General features: G+C 72.5%; 20 protein-coding genes. 7 read left to right on the forward strand and 13 right to left on the reverse strand.

The window, feature by feature from the left end:
- Positions 1 to 9: 9 nt before the first annotated feature.
- The 4 genes from BLW82_RS10125 to murJ form a co-directional block, all read right to left on the reverse strand.
- Positions 10 to 966: an aminoglycoside phosphotransferase family protein gene (locus BLW82_RS10125; RefSeq protein ID WP_093498472.1), complete on the reverse strand. Its 957-nt coding sequence runs from the start codon at positions 964 to 966 to the stop codon at positions 10 to 12.
- Positions 967 to 1,028: 62 nt separating this feature from the next.
- A complete protein-coding gene (locus BLW82_RS10130; RefSeq protein WP_093498473.1) occupies positions 1,029 to 2,153 on the reverse strand; it encodes an aminopeptidase P family protein in 1,125 nt (374 codons plus the stop codon).
- Between the two features lie 181 nt (positions 2,154 to 2,334).
- Positions 2,335 to 2,889, reverse strand: a complete 555-nt coding sequence (locus BLW82_RS10135) for a PDZ domain-containing protein (RefSeq protein ID WP_093498474.1) — start codon at positions 2,887 to 2,889, stop codon at positions 2,335 to 2,337.
- Between the two features lie 132 nt (positions 2,890 to 3,021).
- On the reverse strand, positions 3,022 to 4,836 hold the full coding sequence (murJ, locus tag BLW82_RS10140; RefSeq protein WP_256215741.1) for a murein biosynthesis integral membrane protein MurJ: 1,815 nt from the start codon (positions 4,834 to 4,836) through the stop codon (positions 3,022 to 3,024).
- A gap of 431 nt (positions 4,837 to 5,267) precedes the next feature.
- Here murJ and BLW82_RS10145 point away from each other — a divergent pair, with 431 nt between their 5' ends.
- Positions 5,268 to 6,101 carry a hypothetical protein gene (locus BLW82_RS10145; protein ID WP_177232902.1) on the forward strand — a complete coding sequence of 278 codons (834 nt, stop codon included), beginning with the start codon at positions 5,268 to 5,270 and terminating at the stop codon, positions 6,099 to 6,101.
- A gap of 21 nt (positions 6,102 to 6,122) precedes the next feature.
- On the opposite strand, the gene cyc2 is transcribed toward BLW82_RS10145, so the two are convergent.
- Positions 6,123 to 8,285, reverse strand: a complete 2,163-nt coding sequence (gene cyc2 / locus BLW82_RS10150) for a germacradienol/geosmin synthase Cyc2 (protein WP_093498476.1) — start codon at positions 8,283 to 8,285, stop codon at positions 6,123 to 6,125.
- A gap of 197 nt (positions 8,286 to 8,482) precedes the next feature.
- On the opposite strand from cyc2, the gene BLW82_RS10155 reads away from it, so the two are divergent.
- Complete coding sequence (locus tag BLW82_RS10155; protein WP_093498477.1) at positions 8,483 to 9,748, forward strand: cytochrome P450; 1,266 nt, start codon at positions 8,483 to 8,485, stop codon at positions 9,746 to 9,748.
- Here the strand turns inward: BLW82_RS10155 and BLW82_RS10160 are convergent.
- Positions 9,720 to 10,880, reverse strand: coding sequence for a damage-control phosphatase ARMT1 family protein (locus BLW82_RS10160; protein WP_093507975.1), 1,161 nt, complete (start codon positions 10,878 to 10,880; stop codon positions 9,720 to 9,722). The two genes, BLW82_RS10155 and BLW82_RS10160, sit on opposite strands and share 29 nt — an antisense overlap.
- 54 nt (positions 10,881 to 10,934) lie before the next feature.
- Positions 10,935 to 11,582, reverse strand: a complete 648-nt coding sequence (locus BLW82_RS10165) for a ScbR family autoregulator-binding transcription factor (protein WP_093498478.1) — start codon at positions 11,580 to 11,582, stop codon at positions 10,935 to 10,937.
- Between the two features lie 472 nt (positions 11,583 to 12,054).
- On the opposite strand from BLW82_RS10165, the gene BLW82_RS10170 reads away from it, so the two are divergent.
- On the forward strand, positions 12,055 to 13,014 hold the full coding sequence (locus tag BLW82_RS10170; protein WP_177232903.1) for a lytic polysaccharide monooxygenase: 960 nt from the start codon (positions 12,055 to 12,057) through the stop codon (positions 13,012 to 13,014).
- 17 nt (positions 13,015 to 13,031) lie between these two features.
- Here the strand turns inward: BLW82_RS10170 and BLW82_RS10175 are convergent, their stop codons facing one another.
- The gene (locus BLW82_RS10175; RefSeq protein WP_093498480.1) at positions 13,032 to 13,676 is read right to left on the reverse strand and encodes a Tat pathway signal sequence domain protein; all 645 of its coding nucleotides are present in this window, start codon (positions 13,674 to 13,676) and stop codon (positions 13,032 to 13,034) included.
- Positions 13,677 to 14,288: 612 nt separating this feature from the next.
- On the opposite strand from BLW82_RS10175, the gene BLW82_RS10180 reads away from it, so the two are divergent.
- From BLW82_RS10180 to BLW82_RS10190, 3 genes are all read left to right on the forward strand, one after another.
- Positions 14,289 to 14,987 carry a DUF6230 family protein gene (locus tag BLW82_RS10180; protein WP_093498481.1) on the forward strand — a complete coding sequence of 233 codons (699 nt, stop codon included), beginning with the start codon at positions 14,289 to 14,291 and terminating at the stop codon, positions 14,985 to 14,987.
- Positions 14,987 to 15,439, forward strand: a complete 453-nt coding sequence (locus BLW82_RS10185; protein ID WP_177232904.1) for a DUF6114 domain-containing protein — start codon at positions 14,987 to 14,989, stop codon at positions 15,437 to 15,439. Before BLW82_RS10180 ends, BLW82_RS10185 begins: the two co-directional genes overlap by 1 nt.
- A 241-nt stretch (positions 15,440 to 15,680) precedes the next feature.
- Complete coding sequence (locus tag BLW82_RS10190; RefSeq protein WP_093498483.1) at positions 15,681 to 16,685, forward strand: sporulation protein; 1,005 nt, start codon at positions 15,681 to 15,683, stop codon at positions 16,683 to 16,685.
- A 13-nt stretch (positions 16,686 to 16,698) separates the two neighbouring features.
- Here BLW82_RS10190 and tatA read toward each other — a convergent pair whose 3' ends face one another.
- From tatA to BLW82_RS10205, 3 genes are all read right to left on the reverse strand, one after another.
- Positions 16,699 to 16,971, reverse strand: coding sequence for a Sec-independent protein translocase subunit TatA (gene tatA / locus BLW82_RS10195; RefSeq protein ID WP_093498484.1), 273 nt, complete (start codon positions 16,969 to 16,971; stop codon positions 16,699 to 16,701).
- A 139-nt stretch (positions 16,972 to 17,110) separates the two neighbouring features.
- The gene (mgtA, locus tag BLW82_RS10200) at positions 17,111 to 19,609 is read right to left on the reverse strand and encodes a magnesium-translocating P-type ATPase (protein WP_093498485.1); all 2,499 of its coding nucleotides are present in this window, start codon (positions 19,607 to 19,609) and stop codon (positions 17,111 to 17,113) included.
- Positions 19,599 to 19,961 (reverse strand): ArsR/SmtB family transcription factor, encoded by a 363-nt coding sequence (locus BLW82_RS10205; protein ID WP_093498486.1) that lies wholly within the window; start codon positions 19,959 to 19,961, stop codon positions 19,599 to 19,601. Before BLW82_RS10205 ends, mgtA begins: the two co-directional genes overlap by 11 nt.
- A gap of 153 nt (positions 19,962 to 20,114) precedes the next feature.
- Between BLW82_RS10205 and BLW82_RS10210 the strand changes: the two genes are divergently transcribed.
- Positions 20,115 to 20,570 carry a tellurite resistance TerB family protein gene (locus BLW82_RS10210; RefSeq protein WP_093498487.1) on the forward strand — a complete coding sequence of 152 codons (456 nt, stop codon included), beginning with the start codon at positions 20,115 to 20,117 and terminating at the stop codon, positions 20,568 to 20,570.
- Between the two features lie 46 nt (positions 20,571 to 20,616).
- Here BLW82_RS10210 and BLW82_RS10215 read toward each other — a convergent pair whose 3' ends face one another.
- Positions 20,617 to 20,796: a hypothetical protein gene (locus BLW82_RS10215; protein ID WP_143063655.1), complete on the reverse strand. Its 180-nt coding sequence runs from the start codon at positions 20,794 to 20,796 to the stop codon at positions 20,617 to 20,619.
- A gap of 26 nt (positions 20,797 to 20,822) precedes the next feature.
- Positions 20,823 to 22,268, reverse strand: a complete 1,446-nt coding sequence (locus BLW82_RS10220; protein ID WP_256215743.1) for an aromatic amino acid lyase — start codon at positions 22,266 to 22,268, stop codon at positions 20,823 to 20,825.
- Between the last annotated feature and the right edge of the window lies 1 nt (position 22,269).

Consider the following 22,269-nt stretch of genomic DNA (forward strand, 5'->3'; position numbering starts at 1 on the left):
GGCGGCCCGCTACAGCTCCTCGTCGTCCTCGGTGCCCCCGGTGTCCTCGCGCAGTTCCGTCACCCGTTCCAGCAGGATCGTCTCCCAGGCGCGCCGGAGTTGGGTGCGCAGCAGCGGCAGGGGGCTGTCGCCGCGGCCTTCGAGGCGGTCGGTGAGCCGGACGACGGTGTCGCAGCGGGCCAGCCACAGGCCGCGCAGGCAGGGCCGGGCGCCGTAGCCGGCGAGCGTGGCCGCGCGGACGGCCGCGCCGGAGCCGACCGCGAGGGCGAGCCCGGCGATGTCCTCGGCGGGGTCGCCGACCGCCGCGTCGGTCCAGTCGAGGACGCCGCGCACCCTGCCGTCGGCGCTGACCACCAGGTGCTCGCCCTTGAGGTCGTGGTGGACCAGCACGGCGGTACCGGGCTGGGCGGCGAGCTGTGCGGCGCCCGGCGGGGTCAGCTGGAGCAGCCGGGACGGGTCGAACTCGTCGGCGGCGGCGAGCCGTTCGGCGGCGGGCACCGCCATCCTGCGCAGCGCCTCCAGGGACCGCGGCGGGGTGCGCGGCACGCCGAGCGTCTCGGCCTGCCGTACCGGCACCTCGCGGAGCCCGGTGAGCAGCCCGGCCAGGTCCGCCTCGCCCACCGCGGAGACGTCGTGCTCCTCGGCCGTACCGCCGGGGATCACGGTGTCCAGCGTGTACGTCAGCCCCGGCGCCCACTCGCCGGTCGCCACCCCGGCCGGGACCGCGACCGGCAGATGCGGCCGCATCAGGTCGCGCAGCCGCAGTTCGCGGCGCTGGCGGACGGAGGCCTCCCGGTCGGGGGCGAGGCGCAGCACGTGCCGGGTGCCGACCCACCAGGTGGAGTGTCCACCGCCCTCCGCGACGGGCCGCACGTCGGGGCCCGAGGCGTCGTCCGCGCTCTCCTTGAGCAGCGAACGGACCAGTCGACGGACGGTGTCCGCGGTGGGAGTCGGAGCCTGGGTCATGGATCGCGCCGTTGCCGTTCGGGATGGGGTAGGGGCGGGCGGTGGTGCCGGGGCCGGGTGGGTCAGCCCACGACAACCATCTCGCGGGTGGTGTTGTTGAAACGACGGCCGCCCTCCGCGGTCACCGTGACGATGTCCTCGATCCGCACGCCGAAGCGGCCGGGCAGGTAGATGCCGGGCTCCACGGAGAAGCACATCCCCGGCACCAGCGGCTGCTCCTCGCCCTCGATCATGTACGGCGGCTCGTGCGTGGTGACGCCGATGCCGTGGCCGGTGCGGTGGATGAAGAACTCGCCGTACCCGGCGTCGGCGACGACCGCGCGGGCGGCCCGGTCGACCTCCTGGCAGGCGGCGCCGGGGCGTACGGCCCGGAAGCCGGCCTCCTGGGCGGCGCGCACGATGTCGTGCACCTCGCGCTCCTCGGCGGTCGGCGGGCCCACGTGCACGGTGCGGGTGGTGTCGGAGCCGTAGCCGTCCTTGAGGCCGCCGAAGTCGAGGACGACCATGTCGCCGTCCTGGATGACCCGGTCGCCGACCTCGTGGTGCGGGTTGGCGCCGTTGGGCCCCGAGCCGACGATGGTGAAGTCGACCTGTTCGTGGCCGAAGCGGCGCAGCAGGTCGGCGAGGTCGTGGCCGACGTCGGACTCGCGGCGGCCGGCGAAGGGAACCTTGCGGATCTCCTCGAACGTTGCATCGGCGGCCGCTCCGGCGGCGGCGAGGAGGTCGAGCTCGGCCGCGTCCTTGACGGCGCGGAGCATGGGGAGCGCGTCGGTGAGGGAGGCGTAGGAGGTGTCGGGGAGTGTCCGCTGCAGGCCCAGCAGGTGCATGGCCCAGGCGTTGTCGCTGATACCGAAGCGGCCGTCCTCGGCGAGCAGCCCGGCGGTCACGGCGTAGGGGTCGGTGCCGTCGGTCCAGTCCCGCAGGGTCAGCACCGCCGCGCCGTCGGCCTTCTCGGCGTCGGGGGCCTCCAGGGTGGGGACGACCAGCACGGGGTCCCTGCCGGGAACCAGGACGAGGAGGGTGAGCCGCTCGGTGACCGCGGTGGGGGTGTAGCCGGTGAGCCACACCATGTCGGGGCCGGGGGCGATCAGAAGACCGGCGAGCCCGGCGTCCGCCGCGGTGTGCGCAGCGCGCGTCATGCGGGACTTGTAGTCGCCGGCGGTGAAGGGGGCGGCGGTGCCGGTCATCCAGGGCCTCCTTGCGCGGGTGAGGGTGCCTCCGGGAGCATCCTGCCGGGTGCGGCGGGGGTGCGCGAGCCGGTTCGGGCGAAGCCATTGTGGTGATTCGCGGTTGTGGTGCCGGTGCGGGTGAGTTGTGGCTGCTCGGGCCGTTCCCCGCGCCCCTTTGGGGCGCGTCCGTGTGGGTGTCTCAGACGACGACGCCCGGCACCACGGTCAGCTGCTGGTAGCCCCCGCTCGCGTGCCGCACCGTGAGTCTGACCTCCTTCCCCGGCCGGGCGTCGGTCACCGCCCGGACCAGGTCGGCCGCGCTGTCGATCCGGGTGCCGCCGAACTGGAGCAGCACGTCGCCCCTGACCAGCCCCGCCGTGTAGCCCGGCCCCGGCACATGGACGCCCACCACGAGCGCGCCCACCTTCTCCGCGTCGACGGCCTCCAGGCCCAGGGTCGCGGCGGGCGTCGGCGAGGGGGTCGGAGTGGCCGGGGGCGCGTGGGTCGGGGCCGGCGGCGGGGTCTGCTGCCGCAGTTCGGCCAGCCTGCTCATGCCGATCACCGTGGCGCCCACCGTGCCGAGGCCGATCCCGGACAGCACCAGGACGGTGCCGACGAACGTTCCGAACAGCAGGGTCCTGAGATGGCGGCCGCGGCGGCGCGCGGCGTGCGGACGGCGGGCCGGGTCGGGTGGGGGGCTGTCCCCGCGCTCCTGACCTGGGATCGGCTTGGGACGCAATGCGGTCTGTTCCATGGTTCGCCTCCACCCCGAGCTCTACCCGGCGCACGCGGGCGCGACGAGACACGAACGAGTGAGACTGACGAGCGGGCGCGCGCGTCGGCGTCAGGCGGGGCCCGTCGTCGGGCTCCCGGCCGGCCGTGTCGTTCAGCGGCCGAGACGAGCCCGCGCCATGTTCACCATGGCGTCGACTTCGCTGATGCGCATCAAGCGCGCGAGAAGGACGAACAGAGCGATCAGTACGGTCGATCCGACGGCGAGTGCCGTGAGCGCGGCGACAGCGGGGGTGTGAATCGCTGTCATCAGCCAGCCGGCGACGGATCCGGCCGCCAGGGACGCGGGAAGGGCGGCCCCGACGAGACGGGCGTAGGTGCGAACGACCCGACGGCCGTCGAGGTCACCGCCGAGTAGGCCGCGGAGCCGTTTCCAGGCGACGCCGACGCCGATGACATAGGCCAGGCCGTAAGTGAGGGCCATGCCGGTCACGGCCCACCGCGCGGGGAGCAGGAGATAGGCGGCGAAGGATCCGGCGGCGTTCACGAGCGCGACGACGAGGGTGTTGAAGAAGGGCGTCCGGGTGTCCTCGTAGGCGTAGAACCCGCGCAGTACCACGTACTGCACCGAGTAGGGGATCAGCCCCAGGGCGAAGGCCATCAGAACGAAGCCGATGTTGCGGGCTCCTTCCTCCCCGGCTCCGGCGTAGAGCAGTTGGATCAGCGGCACCCCGAGAGCGAGGAACGCGAAAGCACAGGGAACGATGGCGACCGCTGACGTACGCAGGCCCTGTGAGATGTCGTCCCGGACCGCTCCGTGATCGCCGTCGGCGGCCGCGCGGGCGATGCGGGGAAGAATGGCTGTCATCACGGAGACGGTGATGATGGCCTGCGGCATCTGCCAGAGGAGAAGCGCGTAGTTGTACGCGGTGATGCCGGTGCCGGGGTGTCCGGTCTTCTCCGCGGTCGCGCCGGCCGCGGTGGCAAGGCGCGTCACGACGACCATGCCGGCCTGATTGACGAGCACGAACAGGAAAGTCCATTTCGCCAGGCCGAGAGCCTTCCCGAGGCCATGGCCACGCCAGTCGAAGCGGAGGCGGGTCCGGAATCCCGAGTCGCGCAGGTAGGGGACCATGGCCAGTGCCTGAACCGCCAGCCCCAGAAGAGTGCCGACACCGAGCAGCCGTATTCCCTGCGGTGTGATCGTCGATGCCGAGATTCCCGAGCGCGAGGCCGTGCCGAAAACCCACGCGAACGACCCGAAGGCGGCGATGATCAGGATGTTGTTCAGGACGGGCGTCCACATCATGGCGCCGAACCGCCCCCGGGCGTTGAGGATCTGACCCATCACCACGTGCATCCCCATGAAGAACATGGTGGGCAGGCAGTAGCGGGTGAAGGCGACGGCGACCCGCATCTGGTCGGGGTGAGTGGCCATCGAGGGCGACATGACGCGAATGAACTCCGGCGCCGCCACGACACATATCAGGGTCGCCGAGCCGAGGAACGTGACGACCAGGGTGATGAGACGGTTGGCGTACGCGGCACCTCCGTCGGAGTCCTCTTTCATCGACCGCACCAACTGCGGGATGAAGACCGCGTTGAGGGCTCCTCCGCCGACCAGCACGTAGATCATGGTGGGGAGCGTGTTGGCCACTTGATAGGTGTCGTTGAGCGTTCCCACACCCAGCGCGGCCCCCATGACCAGAGTGCGCAGAAAACCGGTCAGACGGGAAACCAGGGTGCCGGCCGCCATCAGAGCGCTGGACTTCATGAGACCGGAAGACCGCTCGGCGCCTGAACCTTCACCCGGAGCCGGAACCGCTTCGGCCACAACAGAGTTCACGCCCGTGGCGGAGCCGGACACCCGTCGGATCCGGAGCGTCTCGAAGTCGCGGGCGGCCGTCCGGCTGCCGTCGCCTTCAGCATCCATGCGTGATCCATCGCTCCGTATCTCCGGCCGGCACAACGAACACGCCACCCTACCGGCGGGACGGCGGGACGGCGGGACGGCGGGAAGGACGGTCCTGCCGAGACCGCCCCGCGCCGGGCCGCCACGCTCCCCGTGGTCGTCGGACCCCGTGGTCGTCGGACCCCGTGGTCGTCGGACCTCGTTGTCGTCGGACCTCGTTGTCGTCGGACCTCGTTGTCGTCGGACCTCGTTGTCGTCGGACCCCGTCGTCGTCGGACCCCGTCGTCGTCGGACCTCGTCGTCGTCGGACCTCGTTGTCGTCGGACCCCGTCGTCGTCGGACCCCGTCGTCGTCGGACCTCGTCGTCGTCGGACCTCGTTGTCGTCGGACCCCGTCGTCGTCGGACCTCGTCGTCGTCGGACCTCGTCGTCGTCGGACCTCGTTGTCGTCGGACCTCGTTGTCAGTGGCGGCTGTTACGTTCTGTGACATGACCGATCACTGTCTGCGGCTGCTTCGGCAACACCGCCGCCTGGCCGAACTCGCGGCGTATCCCTTTGACTTCGACCTGGACCGGGCCGTCCACGGCCATGCCGAGCCGGTTCGTCTCGCCTCCGGCGGCCCGCTGGAAGCGGTGGCGGGAAGCGGCACCGGCGGCACCTATTTCGTCTGCGCGGACGGCTCGTTGCTGTACGCGGACTCGGAGGGCTCGGCCGGGATCATAGGGTCGTCCGTCGACGAGGCGTTGGAGATCATGATCGGCCTGCCGGGCTGGCGTGACCTCCTGCACCTGTCTCCGGCGGACGGCGGGACGGCGATCCTGGCGCGCGTGGCGGAGATCGAGGAGGAGATCCGCGAGTACCACGGCATCGACGAGGAGCGCGCCGAACTCCGGTCGGCCCTGGGCCTGCCCGACCGCTCCCCCATCGAACTGCTCGGCATGCTGCACACGGCCCTGCTGCGCACCGAGCCCGACTTCCTCCTGCTGAACGCGGACGAAGGCGGCGCCTACGACCTGCTCGACCCGCACCCCCGACCGCCCCTGTGGGAGTCGGTACGGCACGAGGTCCCCGGCGACCCGGCCGCCGAGCCGCTGTCCACGTGGGTGCGGCTGGCGGCCGAGCAGGGAATGCCCGAGCTCGCCCGGGTGGCGCTGATCCGCAGCCTGGACAACATGTTCGTGGACCAGAGCCTGCTGCTGCGTCCCGGCAGCGGCACGGACCTCGATCCGGCACCGCTGCTCGGGCTGGCCGCGGAGTTCGAGCGGCTCGGCGACCTGGCGCAGGCCGAGCGGGCCCGGGGTCTGCACGCCTCCCTCCGGTAGGGAGCCGCGCGACGGGGGTCGTCAGCCGACCGGGAGCACCGGGGCGAGCGGGGGGCGGTCCGGGACGAAGCCGTGGGCCCGGCGGGCGAGGTGGTCCGCCTGGTAGCGGTCGACGTGCTGGTGCCAGTTGAGGATGCCGGCCATCCAGTTCTGCAGGTCGCGGACGTAGGCGTCCATGGCCTCGCGCGCCTCGGCGGACAGCTCGAAGTCGTCGCACACGAGCGGCAGTTGGCTTGCGACGACGTGTTCGAACTGCTGCATCCGCTGGGTCATCAGGTCGTGGACGACGTGGAGCGCGGTCGGGTAGTCGACGCCGAAGAAGTTCTGCACGACGAGGACGGCGTTGTGCAGCTCGCCCTCGTACTGGATCTCCTTCTGGTAGGAGAAGACGTCGTTGACGAGCATGCCGTAGTCGATGGCGGCGTTCTCCAGGGAGCGCACCGGGCCGCTGCGGTACACCTCCGGGGGAATCGCGGGGCCGTGGCCGCGGCGGGCCAGGCTCAGGGTCAGGTCCGAACCGAAGGTGGACCGGCGCATCTCCAGGTAGTCGACCGGGTCGGGGATCCGGTGCTGGAGCTGGTTGGACATCTCCCACAGCCAGCTCTCGGTCATCCGGTCGACGGACTCCCTGAGGGCGAGCCGGTCCTCGGGGCCCATCCCGGCGGTGGTGCGGGCCCACAGGTCGACGAGGCCGCGTTCCATGCCGGTGGCCGGCACCGGTACGGGTTCGTCGGCGAGGGGCATGCAGGCCGAGAGGCGGGCCGTGGCGAGCCGGGCACCGGCCAGGTCGCGCCGGACGCCGAAGCAGAGGGGGTAGTAGTCGTCGGCATAGGTGCCCCAGGCCAGCCACTGGGCGCTGAGGTCGAGTTCTTCGGGTCCGGCGTCGGGGTCGAGGCCGGCGGCGCACAGCACGAGGTCGGCGGCGGCGAGCCGGTCCTCGTCCCAGACGCCCTCGGACAGCATGCCGGTGCCGTGCATCCAGGCGGCCAGCCGGGGCCGGGCGGCGTCGAGGTGCGGGTTGAGCTCGACCTCGTACGGCATGTGGAAGTCGGGCAGGAGGGAGGGGCCGACCTGCTGGAAGGGCACATGAGTGTAGGCGCGCAGGCGCTCCGCGGCTGCCGCGGCCAGTAAGGCGCCGACGTCCGCGGCGGCGGTCCCGGGGCCGGAGAGCTGCTGCCAGGGCGAGGAGGGGACGGCACCCTGGTTCATGTAGCGGCTGGAGCGCAGGTGCCATTCGTGGCCGCCGGACTGCCAGTCCTGGAGACCCTTGGTGTAGGCGGCGATCGCGGCGGCCTGGTCGGGCGTGAGGCCCTTCTCGGCGGCGAGAGCCGGGACTTCGGTGAGCGCGGTGTGCTCGAACTGGTGGAGGCGGGAGGTGAGGATGTCGTTGACCGCGTCGGCGGCCTCCTGCGTCGTGCAGTCGAAGAAGGTCTCCAGGACCAGGACACCGTTGCTGTTCTCGCCCTCGTCCTCCACCTCGCGCTGGTAGGAGAACAGGTCGTTGCGCAGGTGCACGGCGTCGGCGAAGGTCTCCATGAGCACCCTGAGCGGCCGTGCGCCGGAGACGACGGCGGGCACCTCGGCCGTCGCGTACTCCACCAGCCCGGCCGACCAGGGGGCGCCGCCGACCTTGCGGCGCATCTCGATGTACTCGACGGGGTTGGCGATCCGCCCCTCGTTGATGTTGGACAGCTCCCACATCGACTCGTTCAGCAGGTGCTCGGTGGCGACCGAGAAGCGCCGCCGCCAGTCGACCGACATCGACGGCACCGTGCGCGCCCACAGGTCGGCGAGGCCCGCCTCGACGGGGTTCTGCGGCTCCGGCACCGGCTGCGCCGGGTCCAGCGGCATGAACAGCGGAAGCCGGTCGAGGTGGGCCTTGCCGGCGGCGCGGTCCTGGGTGCGCTTGTACATGTCGAGGAAGTGGTCGTCGAAGAAGAACACCCACACGTACCAGTCGGTGATCAGCGACAGGGCGGGGCCGTCGCAGTCGGGGTGGGTGTAGCCGCACAGCAGGCCGTAGTCGTGTGCCTCCAGGTCGGCCTGGGTCCAGATCCCGGACCCCTCCAGCATGCCCATCTCGCGGGCCCACTCGGTGGAATGGGCCCGGGCCTCCTCCAGGTGCGGGTTGAGCCGCGCGGGATACGGCATGTAGAAGTGCGGGAGTTCGAACGGCTGCGTCATGGCCGGGGCCCTACCCGAGCGTCACAAGGGCCATCCACCGCGCGCCACATGATCACACCATCGCGTGAACCGGGACGGAAATCCGGGAATTCCGGGCGGACAGGGCCCCCGCGAGGCGTGCGCGGAGCGCACCTTCGGGCTGCCGCCCTGCTGCGGCCCGTCTTGCCCGGCCCCGCCGCACGGGCCACCGTGGTCGCATGACCCTCTCCGTCGGCGGCGGTGAAGCCCCGCCCGTACCCGATGTGTTCGATCCGCGCCGGTACGCGGTCACCGTGCCGTACGCCGACTACCGCGTCCTGCGCGACCATCACCCGGTGTCCTGGCAACGGGAGCCGGAGGTGCTGGGCTGGCCGGCCGGCCCGGGGTTCTGGGCGGTGGCACGGCATGCGGACGTGGTGCGGGTGCTCAAGGACCCGGGGACGTACTCGTCACGGCTCGGCGCGACCCAGATCCGGGATCCTGACCCGGAGGACCTGCCGTTCATCCGGCGCATGATGCTCAACCAGGATCCGCCGCACCACGGGCGGCTGCGGCGCTCGGTGAGCCGCGCCTTCACGCCGGGGCGGATCGAGCGCTTCGCGGCCGCGGTGCGGGAGCGGGCGCGGACCCTGTTCGCCGGGGCGCTGGCGACGGCGCGGGCGGGGGACGGCACCGTGGACCTGGTCGCCGCCGTCACCGACGAGTACGCGCTGCTCAACCTCGCCGATCTGCTGGGTGTCCCGGAGAGCGACCGGGGGCTGCTGCTGCACTGGACGCAGCGGGTGATCGGCTACCAGGACCCGGACGAGGGCGGTCCCGGGACGCTCGACGGAGAAGGCAGGCCGGTGAATCCGCGGTCGCCCGCGATGCTCCGGGACATGTTCGGGTACGCCCGGCAACTTGCTGCGCACAAGCGCCGGCACCCGGCCGACGACGTCATGACGGCCCTCGCCCACGACGCCGGACTCGCGGACGGCGAACTGGAGATGTTCTTCTTCCTGCTGACCGTCGCGGGCAACGACACGGTGCGCTCGGCCGCCCCCGGCGGACTGCTGGCGCTGGCCCAACACCCGGATTCCTACCACCTGTTGCGTGCGGGAAAGGCGGCCCCGGACAGCGCGGTGGACGAGCTGCTGCGCTGGCATCCCCCGGTGCTGACCTTCCGCCGTACCGCCGCGCGGGACACCGAGCTGGGCGGCCGGCGCATCGGAGAGGGCGACAAGGTGGTCGTGCTGCACGCCTCGGCCAACCGTGACGAGCGGGCCTTCACCCGGCCCGACCGCCTCGACCTCACCCGGGCGCCGAACCCGCACGTGTCCTTCGGGGACGGGCCGCACGTCTGCCTGGGCGCCCACTTCGCCCGGCTCCAACTGCGCACGCTCTACGCGCAGGCCCCGGCCGTCCTGGAGCCGGCCGGCCCCGCCGGGCGGCTCGTGTCCAACTTCATCAACGGACTCAAGTCGCTGCCGATGCACCTGGGTTGACCTGGATCAAAGCATGGGTGCCGGCCGTGCGCCAGTGCTCCCCCTCGGCCGCGTCCAGGGCCGCTTCGGTGTCCGCGGAGAGGCCGGTGACCACGTCGGACTTGAGGGTGCGCAGCGCGGCCACCGGGCCCGGGAACCAGGCGGTGACGTCGGCGAAGGGGGTGGTCGGCGGCCAGAGCCGGTCGCCCACCAGACGGCGGTAGTTGAGGTCGCCCTTGAAGATCGTCAGCGCGGCGGAGGCGAACTCGGCGCGCAGGTCGCCCGGCATCTCGGCGTACGGCAGCGGGGCGCAGGAGAAGGGGTGGGCGCGCACGGTGAGGCGGCCGTCGGCCATCGCCGACCAGAGGGTACGGCCGTAACCGGCGGCGGCGCCCGGGGCCGCGATGAGCCTGCGCAGGGCGTCGAGCACGTCGGTGGTAGTGGCGTCGGAGACGTAGTACGGGCAGGGCTTGATGTGCAGGACCGCGCGGGCGATGCGGTGCGTGTCCAGGAGGTGGGCGATGAGCAGCAGGTCGGGGACGAGTTCGCGGCCCGCGTTGTCGGCGACCAGGCACAGGGTGCCGCCGCCGTGGAGCAGCGGCCACAGGGCGGCGCTGTCGTCGGCGACCAGGGCGGCGACGGCCTCACCCGACTCGGCGGCGGAGAGCCGGAAGCCGAGGTCGGCGCGGTTGCCCCACAGGGAGCCGTGCAGCAGGGCGCGGTCCGGGTCGTCGCCGAGGTCGTCGAGCGCGGCCAGTTCCTCGTCGGTCTCCTTGGCGTCGAGTTCGGCGAGCTTGAAGGGGCGGAAGGGGTCGATCCCCTGCCAGGGGCCGGGGCCGAAGTAGCCGACGGCGTCGAGGAGTCTGCGGTAGAAGTAGCTCTCCGACCACAGCCACGGCACGTCGAACCAGGACCGGCCGATGTGGGCGTCCAGACCCCAGTCGCGCCAGTCGCCCGCGTCGGCGGGCAGGGGCTCGATCACGCCCTCGGTGCAGTTGTGCAGCAGCGCGTCGAGGGCGCGGTGCTGCTCGGGGCCGTACGGGAAGGCGTCCCGCACCTGGCGGATGATCGCGGGGTGCCGTTCGGCCAGCACGCTGTGCGGGAACGGGCCGGTGGTGCCGAGGATCACGGGCGGCTGGGCGGAGTCGGGCATGAGCGCCACGCTATCGCGCGGGCCGCCCGGCTCCGCCGCACCGCACAGCACCTGTCAGGCGGTTCTGATCTCGCGCTCCAGCTGGGTGGCGAGGGTCAGGTAGCGGGCCCGCCGGTGCACCGGGACCAGGCTGCGGATCATCAGGTGCCACATCTCGGCGACCCTGCGCGGCAGCCGCCCCACCGGCTCCAGGTTGCGGCCGGCGACCCGGGTGCCGACGAAGAAGCAGACCAGGGAGTGCGCGACCGCGCCGACGTCTATGTCCGGGTGTATGTCGGACTCCTTCACGGCGCTCGTGAGTTTGCGGGTCGCGAACTCCAGCCACTCGGTGAACGGGTGCCTGAGCGGCGGCCGTACGGTGACGTCCGCGGTGGCGAGGCGCAGGCCGGCCCGCGGGATCGGGCCGTCCACGGAGAGCCGTGCGATCGCGAACGTGGTACGCATCAGGGCTTCCAGCGAGGAGTAGCCGCGGCTGTCCATCTCCCGCACGAGCTGGCCGGAGGTGCGGGACTGGAGTTCCATGATGGCGTGCGCCAGGTCCTCCTTGGCGGCGAAGTGGAAGTAGAGCGCCCCCTTGGTGACCTTCGCGTGTTCGACGATCTCGCTCAGGCTGGTGGATTCGTAGCCGTGCCGGTCGAAGAGGTCGGCGGCGGCCGTGATGATCGTGGCGCGGGTCTGCTCCGCGCGTAGCTGCCTCGCCATCGACTCGATGCTCCTTCACGGCTTCGGTACTGCACGGCTTCAACGACGTCTGGGCTGCCAAACCGACGGGGCATGCGGTTTGTTTTTCACCCCACGCACACGATAGCTCACCGTGCGGCAACGGGAGGCAACTGTGCGGGACCTGGTGCCGGACACGTGCGGGGCGAGCGTGGGGACACGTGAACAGGGGCCCGCAGTGCACGAACGCACGGGATCAGAACGCGCTCCTCCCTCGTGTTCGCGCCGGTTTCCGGAAGCGCCGCGGTCGACCGGGCGGCCATCGGTGATCGACACGATACGAGCCGCGCGGTTGGTTCTCAATGGCGCCCGGAAAGTCGGCAAACCGGACGATCCATCCGTTGGCCCGCATGTCGACCGGCCCCGTGACCAACCGCGTTGAACGGCGCGGCGCCGCTTTCCGTACTCAATGCGGCAGAACCCCCTACCCGCGCCCGCCGAGGAGACGTCCCGCATGACCCGGACGACCACCCGCCTGAGAGTCGCGGGAGCCGCCGCCGCGGCCCCGCTCCTGCTCCTGTCGTGGGCGGCGGGGTCCGCCCGGGCGCACGGCGCGCCCACCTATCCCGTGAGCCGGGCCTACGGCTGCTCCCCGAGCGGCGGCAGTGCCGCGACGGCGGCCTGCAGGGCGGCGATCGCGGCGAGCGGACAGAACTTCGTCGCGTGGGACGACATCCGGGTGGCGGGCGTGAACGGCCGGGACCGGCAGGTGATTCCGGACGGCAGGTTGTGCGGCGGCAGCCTGCCGGCGTACAAGGGGCTCGACCTGGCGCGCGCGGACTGGCCCGCGACCGAACTGGCCCCGGGCGCCCGGATGACGATGACGTACGCCGCGACGATCGCGCACTCCGGCACGTTCAAGCTGTACCTGACGAAGCCCGGATACGACCCGGCGAAGCCGCTGACGTGGTCCGAGCTGCCCGCGCAGCCCTTCGCGGAGTTCAAGGACCCGCCGCTGACGAACGGTGCGTACCACTTCACCGCGGCGCTGCCGGCCGACCGGACGGGCCGTCAGGTGCTGTACACCGTCTGGCAGACCAGCAGCACGCCGGACACCTACTATTCATGCTCCGACGTGGTGTTCACGGCGAAGAAGGCGCCGGAGAAGGAGGCCGCGAAGGGCGCGGCGCAGGGCGGCCAGAAGGACGGCGGCGCGACCGCGGGCACGACGCCACGACCGACCAGGACACCGGCTCCCGGCGCCTCGGAGAGCGATGCCTCGCGGGCACAGCGGACGGCGGCGGCGACCCCGGTCTCCCCGACGACCGGGCCCACCACCGCCGACAGCACTCCGGTGGCCTCCGACACGGACCCCGGTTCGGGCCCGTCGGCGCCACTGCTGGCGGGCGGCGCCGCGGCGGTGCTGGTGCTCACCGGCGGCGCCGCCCTGGCATTGCGTCTGCGTCGACGCTGACGGCCTGTGTTAGGGGGTCAGTTGACGAAGACGGGGGCGCCGTTGTCGCTGACCGGGGCGTACTTGGCGGTGAAGTAGCCGGCGGAGGGGCACAGGATGGAGCCGGACGACTTCGTGAACGCCTGCTTGCTGAAGGCGAGGCTGTTGTCGGTGTTGGAGCTGGTACCGGCCAGGCTCGGGGCCTGGTAGACGCAGGTGATGCTGCCCAGGAGGGTGGTCAGCTTCACCGTGGTCTGGATGGTCGAGCCGCTCGGCGGGGTGACCGCGACCGTGCCGTCCGAGGAGACCGTGGTGGTGTACGGCAGGTTGTTGACCGTGATGCTGGAGACCCCGGTCACGCCGGTCACGTTGCTGGTGCAGCTGCTGAAGGTCTGCGCGCCGGCCGACTCGGTGGCGGTGCCGGAGGCGGCCGGGTTGTCGGTGACCGTCGCGGTGAAGGTCGAGGCCGCACAGGTGATGCCGCTGGTGCTGGTGGCGCTGGAGTAGAGGGTGGCGGTGGTGCCGCCGGCCAGCGACGCGCTGAGGGTGTCGCCGACCGCGACGGCGGTGCCGCCGGCGCTGCCCGTGGTGAGCACGGCGCCGTCGGCGGAGGCCGGGACGGTGGCCGCGACCGAGAGGGCGACGACCGTACCGGCGAGAGCGAGGAGGTTACGCGTACGCATGCGGGTGCCTCTTTCCTAGGGGGGTTCTGCGTGGGGTGAGATGGGGGGTTCCGGGGCGCGCGAATGCGGCGTCGGCCGTTGCCGGCTCGTCACGCCTTCTCCGTACGTGACGGGCCGGCAACGGCAGCCAGGCCGGACACCGGCCGAAAGCCTGGGGGGGGTTAGGCCTCCGGCCGGGCCGGTCAAGAGGCGTTCGGGCACGGTCCCTGGGGGGAAGCGACCGAGCCGACGCCGCTGAGCGGAGCGGTGATCGAAGAGGCCGGGAAGCGGTCGATGCCGCTCGGCGGATCCGGCGCCACGGATCCGATGGAAACCAGGGAGAGTTGTAGACCTGATTGGCCGTCAACGTCAAGGCCGAGCAAGGGAGTTGAGCATTCGATCATGGGAATGCATGGTCGGAACACAATTGACGCGAATTCAACACCCTTTTTTCACAACTGTCTTGACCCTGAAAAGTAACCGCCGGTAACTTGCGGCTTGGCTACTGCTGCGTAACGAGAAAGCCCTTGCACCCGCCGGGAGTTGTGAGGAGGCGTGCGCGGCAGCCGCTGTCCGCGCCAGGACAACGTGCCACTGAAGCCCAACCCGCGTGACTAATGCATGGGAGCAGACATGGCCGAGTCCCCGGACGTTCCGTCCGCCGACGACACGCCTGAGAACCCGGGAAGCGGTTCTCTTTCCGAAACACCAGACACCACCGGGGACACCGGAGGGGCACCGAGACGCGGACGGGTCCGGGCACGCCGGGCCGCCGTGATGGCCGTGCCGGCCGCGCTGGGCCTCGCGGGGCTCGCGGTCCTGACCGCGCAGGGGGCGCTGGGGGTGTCGCTGTACATCTCCGGTATGCCCTTCACGGTCACCGCCAAGTCGCTCGACGGCACCGGCTTCGAGCAGTTCGGTGCGCTCGACCACATGATCAAGGACAGCCCGAACGCCGGTGACACCGGCGGCGATGTGCTGGTCGTCACCTCCGCGATCAAGAAGGCGACTCTGGACTCCCTGTGCCAGAGCGTCGACCTCGGCGGCACCAACCTGCTCATCAAGGCGGGCAGCGGCTCGTCGAAGGTGCAGGCGACCGGTCTGACCACGGACTCGACCCTGCTGTCGGGCGACGCATCCTTCAACAACATCGAGATCGGCAACGACGCGAGCACCCTCGACAAGGCCGGGGTCCAGGGACCGGCGGGCGTCTTCAGCCAGCAGGCCGACACCGTGCACATCGACAACCTGCGGCAGACCAACTACAAGACGACCGCCGGGACGTTCACGCTTCCCGGCCTGAAACTCAGCTTCAGCGACACGGGTTGCTGATGTCCGGCACAGACACTCCACCTCAGGGGTGGCGGCCCGCCTTCCGCGGTTGGCGGGCCCGTCGGCCGTTCCTGGGCGGGCTGCTGCTGACCCTGGGCGGCGGATGGATCCTGCTCACCGAGAAGGCCTCGCTGGACGTCATCATCCATGTCGGCATGCAGGGTGTGGTCGGATACCTGCTGCCGGTGATCATGGTGCTGTGCGGCCTGCTGACCCTCTTCAGCCCCGGACAGCGCCTCTTCTACTCCATCCTCGGCATGCTGTGTTCCCTGGGCAGCTGGGTCACCTCCAACCTGGGCGGTTTCTTCGTCGGCCTCCTCCTCGGAGCCGTCGGCAGCTGCCTGATCTTCGGCTGGCTGCCGGACCAGGAGCCCCGGGTGAGCCGGCGCAAGCGGCGCAAGGCCGCGCGGGCGGCGGCGCAGGGGTTCGGCGAGGGTGCGGAAGCGGTCTGACACATACCGCAGGAGGCGGGCCGATGGGTTTCCGTCCGCCTCCTCCGGTATGTCCGGGGAGCTCGGCGCGCCGCGTCCCCGGCCTTCGGCCGGGGACTCCCCCGGCGCCCTGTCGAGGCGCGCTCCCCCGAACAGGTGACTTGGGAACTTCTTTGCCGTTGTCGTGAGTTCACCGGGCAGCCGGACGGCGTGTGGCCGGCCGGGGTGTGCGTGACGAGTACGGCGAAGGAGCGGCGGCTTCATGGTGTTCAAACGGCTGCTGGGGGCGATCGGGGTCGGCGGTCCCTCGGTGGACACGGTGCTCGACGGTGGCGCGGTGGTGCCCGGCGGGGTGTTGTCGGGGCGGGTGTGGCTGAAGGGCGGCTCGGCGGCGGTGGACGTCGAGCACATCGGACTCGAGCTGCTCGCGCGCGTCGAGGCGGAGCACGAGGAGAGCGAGAGCGAGGGCGCGGTCGTCTTCGAGCGGTTCACCGTGGGCGGCGGCTTCCGGCTCGGCGCGGAGGAGGAGCGGGAGGTTCCGTTCAGCGTGCCGGTGCCGTGGGAGACACCGGTCACCGAGCTGCACGGCCAGCCGCTGGGCATCCTGCTCGGGGTGCGCACGGAGGTCGGGGTGGCCGGCGCCCGGGACAAAAGCGATCTGGACCCGCTCACCGTCGGGCCGCTGCCCGTCCAGGAGGCGGTCCTCGAGGCCCTCGGCGGGCTGGGCTTCGGCTTCCGCTCAGCGGACCTGGAGTACGGCCGGATCGGCGGCACCGGCCAGCACCTGCCGTTCTACCAGGAGGTCGAGCTGGCCCCGGCGCCGCAGTACGCGCACGCGGTCACCGAGGTCGAGCTGACCTTCCTCGCCTCCCCCGCCGGCCTGGAGGTGGTCCTGGAAGCGGACAAGCGCGGTGGCCTGTTCTCCGCCGGGCACGACGCGCTGACCCGTTTCACGGTCCACCACGAGGACGCCCGCACCCTCGACTGGAGCAGCGAGGTCGACGGCTGGATCCGCCAGTTGATCGCCCACCGGGAGGCCTACGGCGCCCACGCGGCATACGGCCACGGCGAGCACCACGGCGGAGGGCTCCACTGCGGGGCGCACCACTACGGCGGACACCACGACGGCCACCCGCGCTCCGGACCGGGCCTCGGCACGGCGGTCGCCGCCGGTGCGGCGGGCCTCGCGCTCGGGGTGGTCGGTGGCATGGTGGCGGCCGAGGTGGTCGACGAGATCGGGGACTTCTTCGAGGGGGACGAGGACTGACGCCGGGGCGGGGTCAGCTCGCGGAGACGGTCGGCTCGCCGACCGTCCTGGGCTCCGGCTGCGCGGCGGCCGCGGCCGGCTCCGCCGCCATCTGTACCGACGTCGGCTCCACCGGCGCCGCCGCGGCCGTGTCGTCGGTCTTCATGGCCTTCGCCTCGCTCTTCAGGATGCGCATCGACTTGCCCAGGGCGCGGGCGGTGTCGGGCAGCTTCCGGGAACCGAAGAGCACGATGAAGACGATCGCGACGACCAGCAGATGCCAGGGTTCGAGTCCGTTGCGGAGCATGACCGCCCCCTCCCTTTCTCACGTTTTTCCGTGCCGACGGAGGGCGCTGCATGCGCCCCGGCCGAGCAGCGACGATTGCTACATTGCGCAACTGTACAACCCGGCGGGAGAAACGCCCCCCGGACCCGGCCCGCCATCGCTACCGCCGGTCGTGGCGTGCCCGCACCGCCCGAACCGTCCGCAGCGCCAGGGCGTACAGCCCCAGGACGGCGGCGAGCAGCACGTAGTAGGCGGGCGGCAGGCCGGTCATGCCCAGGGCCGCGCCCAGCGGGCCGGGCGGCAGCAGCAGGCCGACGGCGGCGAGGACGGCGGCGGCGCGGCCGACGGGCCCGGAGCGGGTGCCGCAGCGCAGCAGGAACATCACCAGGGCCTGGGTGAGCAGGTTCTCGGTGAACCAGGCGGAGTGGAAGACGGCCTCGTCGTCGAGGGCGTCGGGGCCGCGCAGGGCGAGCCCGAGGACGCCGAAGGTGGCGAGGTCGGCGACCGCGTTGAGCACCCCGAAGCCGGTGATGAACCGCAGGAAGGCACGCGGCCGCAGCACGGTCGGGCGGCGCAGGGCCGCAGGTCCGGGCCTGTCGTACGCGAAGGCGAGCTGGGCGGCGTCGAAGCAGAGGTTCTGGGCCAGCACCTGGACCGGGAGCATCGGCAGGAAGGGGAGAAGCAGGCCGGCGGCGAGCATCGCGATGACGTTGCCGAGGTTGGAGGAGAGCGTGACCCGGAGATAGGAGGCGATGTTGGCGCTGCTGTGCCGGCCCGCGGTGACGGCGTGCCCGATCGCGCCGAGGTCCTTGTCGGCCAGCACCACGTCGGCCGTCTCGCGGGCGAGGTCCACGGCCGTTCGCGGCGCGATCCCGACGTCGGCCGCGCGCAGGGCGGGCACGTCGTTGACGCCGTCCCCGAGGAATCCGACGGTGTGCCCGGCGGCCCGCAGCCCGGCGACGATCCGGGCCTTGTCCTCGGGGGTGCAGCGGGCGACGACGACGGCGTCCGGGTCGAGGGGGTCACCGGCCACGGCCACCGGTCCCGCGGCCAGGCCGAGGTCCCGGCAGGCGCGGGCGGCGGTCGACGGGTGGTCGCCGGTGAGGACACGGACGCTGACCCCGAGGCCGGCGAGGCCGCGCAGGGCCTCGGCCGCGCCCGGTGCGAGGGCGTCGCGGAAGGTGACCAGGCCGCGGAAGGTGAGGCCGTACTCGTCGGCGGCCGCGCGGGGGCGGGTGCGGGCCGGGCGCCGGGCGGTGGCCACACCGAGGACCCGCAGCCCGGCGCCGGCCTCGTGGGCGGCGAGGGCGAGGAGGCGCTCGCGTTCGGCGGGGTCGAGGTCGCAGCGGTCCAGTACGTCCTCGGCGGCACCCTTGGTGACGAGGACGTGGGTGCCGAGGGGGCCGGCGACGACGGCGGTGGCGATGCGCCGCCCGGGGTCGAAGGGGACGGCGCCGACGCCGTCGTACTCCTCCCCGACCGGCCCGGCGGCCGTGAGGAGGGCCTCGTCGAGGGCGTCGGGGACGGGCAGTTCGGCGAGCTGCAGGGTCCACCAGGCGCCGACGGCCGCCCAGCGCAGCACTTCGGGGTCGTCGGCACCGTCGGGTCCGAGGGCGCGTTCCACGACGGGCCGGTCCTGGGTGAGGGTTCCGGTCTTGTCGAGGCAGAGCACGTCGACCGCGCCCAGGTCGTGCAGGGCGGGCAGCCGTCGTACGACGACCCGGTGGGCGCGGGCCAGCAGCGCGGCGCCCCGGGCCAGGCAGGTGGTGACGATCACCGGGAGCATCTCGGGGGTGAGCCCGACGGCGACCGCGACCGCGAAGGGCAGTGTCTCGAGACCGCGGCCGCGCAGGGCGGCGTTGGCCATGAGGACCAGCGGCGGGGTGAGCAGCATGAAGCGGATGAGCACCCACGAGATGCCGTGCACGGACCGGTCGAAGGCGCTCGCCTCCCGTCGCCCGCCCGCGACGCACTGCGCGGCGGCGAACCGGGTCCGCTCCCCGGTCTCCACGACCACCGCCGTGGCGCTGCCCGAGGCGACCCCGCTGCCCTGGAAACAGAGGTACGGCTCCTGGAAGGGCCCCGAGGCCGCCGCGGCCGGGACGTCGGCGGCGGCCTTGGCGACCGGCACGGACTCGCCGGTCAGCACGGCCTGGTGCACGGTCAGCCCACGGGCGCGCAGCAGCCGTACGTCGGCCGGGACCAGGTCGCCGGGGCCGAGCCGGACGACGTCGCCCGGGACCAGGTCGGCGACCGGGACCTCACGCGGACGTGGCTCCGCTTCCGGGCCGGCCCGGCGCAGCACGGTGGCGGTGCCGGCGACGAGTTCGCGCAGGGCGGCCAGCGAGCGGTCGGCGCGCTGTTCGCCCGCGGCGCGCAGTCCGCAACTGACGGCGACCAGCGCGAGGATGACGACGGCCGTGCCCCAGGAGGCGACCAGGGCGGAGACCAGGCCGAGGGTGAGGAGGACGGCGGTGAAGGGGTCGCGCAGGGCACGGGCGCAGCGCAGCGGCCAGGAGGCGGTGTGCGGCAGGGGCGGGGAGTTCGCGCCGAGATCGGTGAGCCGGGCCGCGGCCTCGGCCTCGGTCAGCCCGCGCGGTCCCGTGTCCAGCCGGCGCAGCACCTGCAGCGAGGTGGCTGCCTCGCCCTCAGAGGCCATGGAGCTGTCGGGGGGCCGGGACTTCGGCGCTCGTGGTGCGGGCGGTGAGACGGCCGACGAGCAGGCGTACGACGTCGACGACGTCGGGGTCGTCGACCAGGTACACCTGGCGGCGGCCCTCCCGGCGGGAGCGGACGAGGCCGGCCAGCTTCAGTTTCGTGAGGTGCTGGCTGACCGCGGGCAGCGCGCCGCCGACCCGCTCGGCGAGGCCCGTGACATCGCTCTCGCCCTGGGCCAGCGCCCAGACGATGTGCAGCCGGGCGGGCGAGGCGAGCAGCCCGAAGGCCGCGGCCGCCTCCGCGAGCACGTCCGCGGTGGGGTCCGCGTAGCCGCTGCCGGGCACCGTCGCCACCGTCGTGGTCCTCCTGTCCACCGCGCTCTGTCCACCGGGCCGGAGGGACAGTTTAGGGCGCGGGAACTTATCGGCCGCCGCGCAAGTTTCTACGGTGTTGTAGAAGTAATTTTTTGGCAAGCAGGCTGCTTTCCGACCGAGGAGTGAGTGCGCATGGCCCTGTGGGACCGCATCAAGGATTCCGCGACGCAGATGCAGACCCAGCTGGTGGCGAAGAAGAACGACCTGAAGAGCGGGGCGTTCCGGGACGCGAGCATGGCGATGTGCGCGCTCGTGGCCGCTGCCGACGGCACCATCGACCCGGCCGAGCGCCAGCGGGTCGCCCAGCTGATCGCCACCAACGAGGTGTTGCAGAACTTCCCGGCGGACGACCTGCGCCGCCGCTTCGAGGAGAACCTGAACAAGCTGACCGCCGACTTCGCCTTCGGCAAGGTGAGTGTGCTCCAGGAGGTGGCCAAGGCGAAGAAGAAGCCGGCCGAGGCGCGGGCCGTCATCCAGATCGGCATCGTGATCGGCGGCGCCGACGGCGACTTCGACAAGACCGAGCAGGCCGTGGTCCGCGAGGCGTGCTACACGCTGGACCTGCCGCCGCACGAGTTCGACCTCTGACCGGACCGCAGCGAGGCCGGGGCCGGGGCCGGCGGGAGGGGAGCGCTCACATCCGCCGGCTCGTGGCCCAGCAGAGCGCGGCCGGGCGCACGGCCACGGCGCAGGCCGTCACCGCCGAGCCGTCCGGACAGGCACTCCCCAGGACCGCCACGCCCGGTGTCGCCCCCGGTTGCTGTACGGCGTTCGACGGCACCGTCAGGCCGATCGGCCAGGGCGTGAGACTCACGCCCGCCGCCAGTACGCGGGCGCTTTTCACACGTCGGCCAGGAGGGGCAGCAGTTCCATCGCCGTCGTCACGTCACCTGTCAGCGCACGGTCCTCCATGTCTGCCGACAGGGCCGCTGCCGCCAGTGTGAAGGCGGGCACCGTCGGTTCCACCGGGCCCATCCGCAACGCCCGTACGGCCGCGACCAGTTCGCAGGCCAGTACCACCGGGAAGGCCTCGGCCGCACGTTCCGCCTGCTTCGCCGCCTGGTCCGCGAAGCTCGCGGCCTCCTCCAGGCCGTGGGAGAGGACGGTGTGGCCCGCCGACGCCGGGGCCGCGCTGGAACGGAGCTCTGCCAGGGCCGAGTTGGCGGTGTACTCCAGGATCATCGTGCCGGAGCTGCCGGCCGGCCCCGCGGTCAGGAAGGCGGGCAGGCCCGTGAGGTCGGGGCGGGTGAGGGCCTGGAGGCGGGCGGCGGAGAGCTGGGCGGTCTGCAGGAGGGCGAGGTCGAGGCCGTCCAGGGCCAGGGCGAGCGGGGCCGCGAAGAAGCCGCCGTGGTGGTAGACGTTGCCGTCGGGGGCCAGGACCGGGTTCTCCGTGGGGCAGTTGATCTCCGTCTCGATGACGTGGCGGAGCCGGTCCGCGGCCTCCAGGGCCGCACCGTGGACCTGGGGGAAGGCGCGGAAGCCGTAGGGGTCCTGGATGCGGCGGCCGGTGGTGACCGGGTGGCCGGGGATCGCGAGGAGACGTCGTACCTCCGCCGCCGCCCTGGCCGGGCCGGGGTACGGGCGCAGGGCGTGCACCTCGGGGGCGTACGCCTCCGCGGATCCGGAGACGGCGGCCAGGGAGAGGGCGGCCACCGCGTGCGTGGCCCGCAGCAGCACGTCCAGGTCGTGGCAGGCCAGGGCGGCCCGGCCCAGGGCGAGGGCGTTGCTGCTGAGGAGGGCGAGCGCGTCGCCGGGGCGGAGGGTGAGCGGGGCGGGCAGTTCGGCGTCGGGGGACGCGGTGAGCCAGGGGCGTTCGCCGATCAGGGTGAGGCCGGTCTGGGCCAGGGCGGCGAGGTCGCCGGTGCCGACCCCGCCGTACTCGTTGACCGCGGGGTGCACACCGAGGCGCAGCGCCTCGGTCAGCCCGGTGACGAAGGAGGGGTGGATGCCGGAGCCTGCGGCCAGCAGCTGGTTGGCCCGGACGGCCAGCAGCGCGCGGGCCTGACGGGCCGGCAGCAGCGGGCCCGCGCCGCCGGCGTGGCTGCGCAGCAGGCGCACGGTGTGGCCGGCCGCGTCGGCCGGGGCGACGGTGACGGAGCGGTGGGCGCCGACGCCGGTGCCGCGGCCGTACCAGCGGCCCCGGGCGGCGAGGTGCCCGGCGCGCTCGTGGGCCCGGCGGACCCGGTCGAGCGCCTCGGACGGCACGAGGGGAACGGCAACGGCGTCGGCCAGCCGGACGAGTCCGGTCAGGCCGAGGCCGTTGCCGTCGAGCACGACACGGTCCAAG

Source organism: Streptomyces sp. Ag109_O5-10 (assembly GCF_900105755.1).
Lineage (GTDB): Bacteria > Actinomycetota > Actinomycetes > Streptomycetales > Streptomycetaceae > Streptomyces.

What these genes read in the sequence shown, in the direction of transcription:
- BLW82_RS10125 (WP_093498472.1), bottom strand. Translation starts at nt 966, where the DNA reads ATGACCCAGGCTCCGACTCCCACCGCGGACACCGTCCGTCGACTGGTC.
- BLW82_RS10130 (WP_093498473.1), bottom strand. Translation starts at nt 2,153, where the DNA reads ATGACCGGCACCGCCGCCCCCTTCACCGCCGGCGACTACAAGTCCCGC.
- BLW82_RS10135 (WP_093498474.1), bottom strand. Translation starts at nt 2,889, where the DNA reads ATGGAACAGACCGCATTGCGTCCCAAGCCGATCCCAGGTCAGGAGCGC.
- BLW82_RS10145 (WP_177232902.1), top strand. Translation starts at nt 5,268, where the DNA reads ATGACCGATCACTGTCTGCGGCTGCTTCGGCAACACCGCCGCCTGGCC.
- cyc2 (WP_093498476.1), bottom strand. Translation starts at nt 8,285, where the DNA reads ATGACGCAGCCGTTCGAACTCCCGCACTTCTACATGCCGTATCCCGCG.
- BLW82_RS10155 (WP_093498477.1), top strand. Translation starts at nt 8,483, where the DNA reads ATGACCCTCTCCGTCGGCGGCGGTGAAGCCCCGCCCGTACCCGATGTG.
- BLW82_RS10160 (WP_093507975.1), bottom strand. Translation starts at nt 10,880, where the DNA reads ATGCCCGACTCCGCCCAGCCGCCCGTGATCCTCGGCACCACCGGCCCG.
- BLW82_RS10165 (WP_093498478.1), bottom strand. Translation starts at nt 11,582, where the DNA reads ATGGCGAGGCAGCTACGCGCGGAGCAGACCCGCGCCACGATCATCACG.
- BLW82_RS10170 (WP_177232903.1), top strand. Translation starts at nt 12,055, where the DNA reads ATGACCCGGACGACCACCCGCCTGAGAGTCGCGGGAGCCGCCGCCGCG.
- BLW82_RS10175 (WP_093498480.1), bottom strand. Translation starts at nt 13,676, where the DNA reads ATGCGTACGCGTAACCTCCTCGCTCTCGCCGGTACGGTCGTCGCCCTC.
- BLW82_RS10180 (WP_093498481.1), top strand. Translation starts at nt 14,289, where the DNA reads ATGGCCGAGTCCCCGGACGTTCCGTCCGCCGACGACACGCCTGAGAAC.
- BLW82_RS10185 (WP_177232904.1), top strand. Translation starts at nt 14,987, where the DNA reads ATGTCCGGCACAGACACTCCACCTCAGGGGTGGCGGCCCGCCTTCCGC.
- BLW82_RS10190 (WP_093498483.1), top strand. Translation starts at nt 15,681, where the DNA reads ATGGTGTTCAAACGGCTGCTGGGGGCGATCGGGGTCGGCGGTCCCTCG.
- tatA (WP_093498484.1), bottom strand. Translation starts at nt 16,971, where the DNA reads ATGCTCCGCAACGGACTCGAACCCTGGCATCTGCTGGTCGTCGCGATC.
- mgtA (WP_093498485.1), bottom strand. Translation starts at nt 19,609, where the DNA reads ATGGCCTCTGAGGGCGAGGCAGCCACCTCGCTGCAGGTGCTGCGCCGG.
- BLW82_RS10210 (WP_093498487.1), top strand. Translation starts at nt 20,115, where the DNA reads ATGGCCCTGTGGGACCGCATCAAGGATTCCGCGACGCAGATGCAGACC.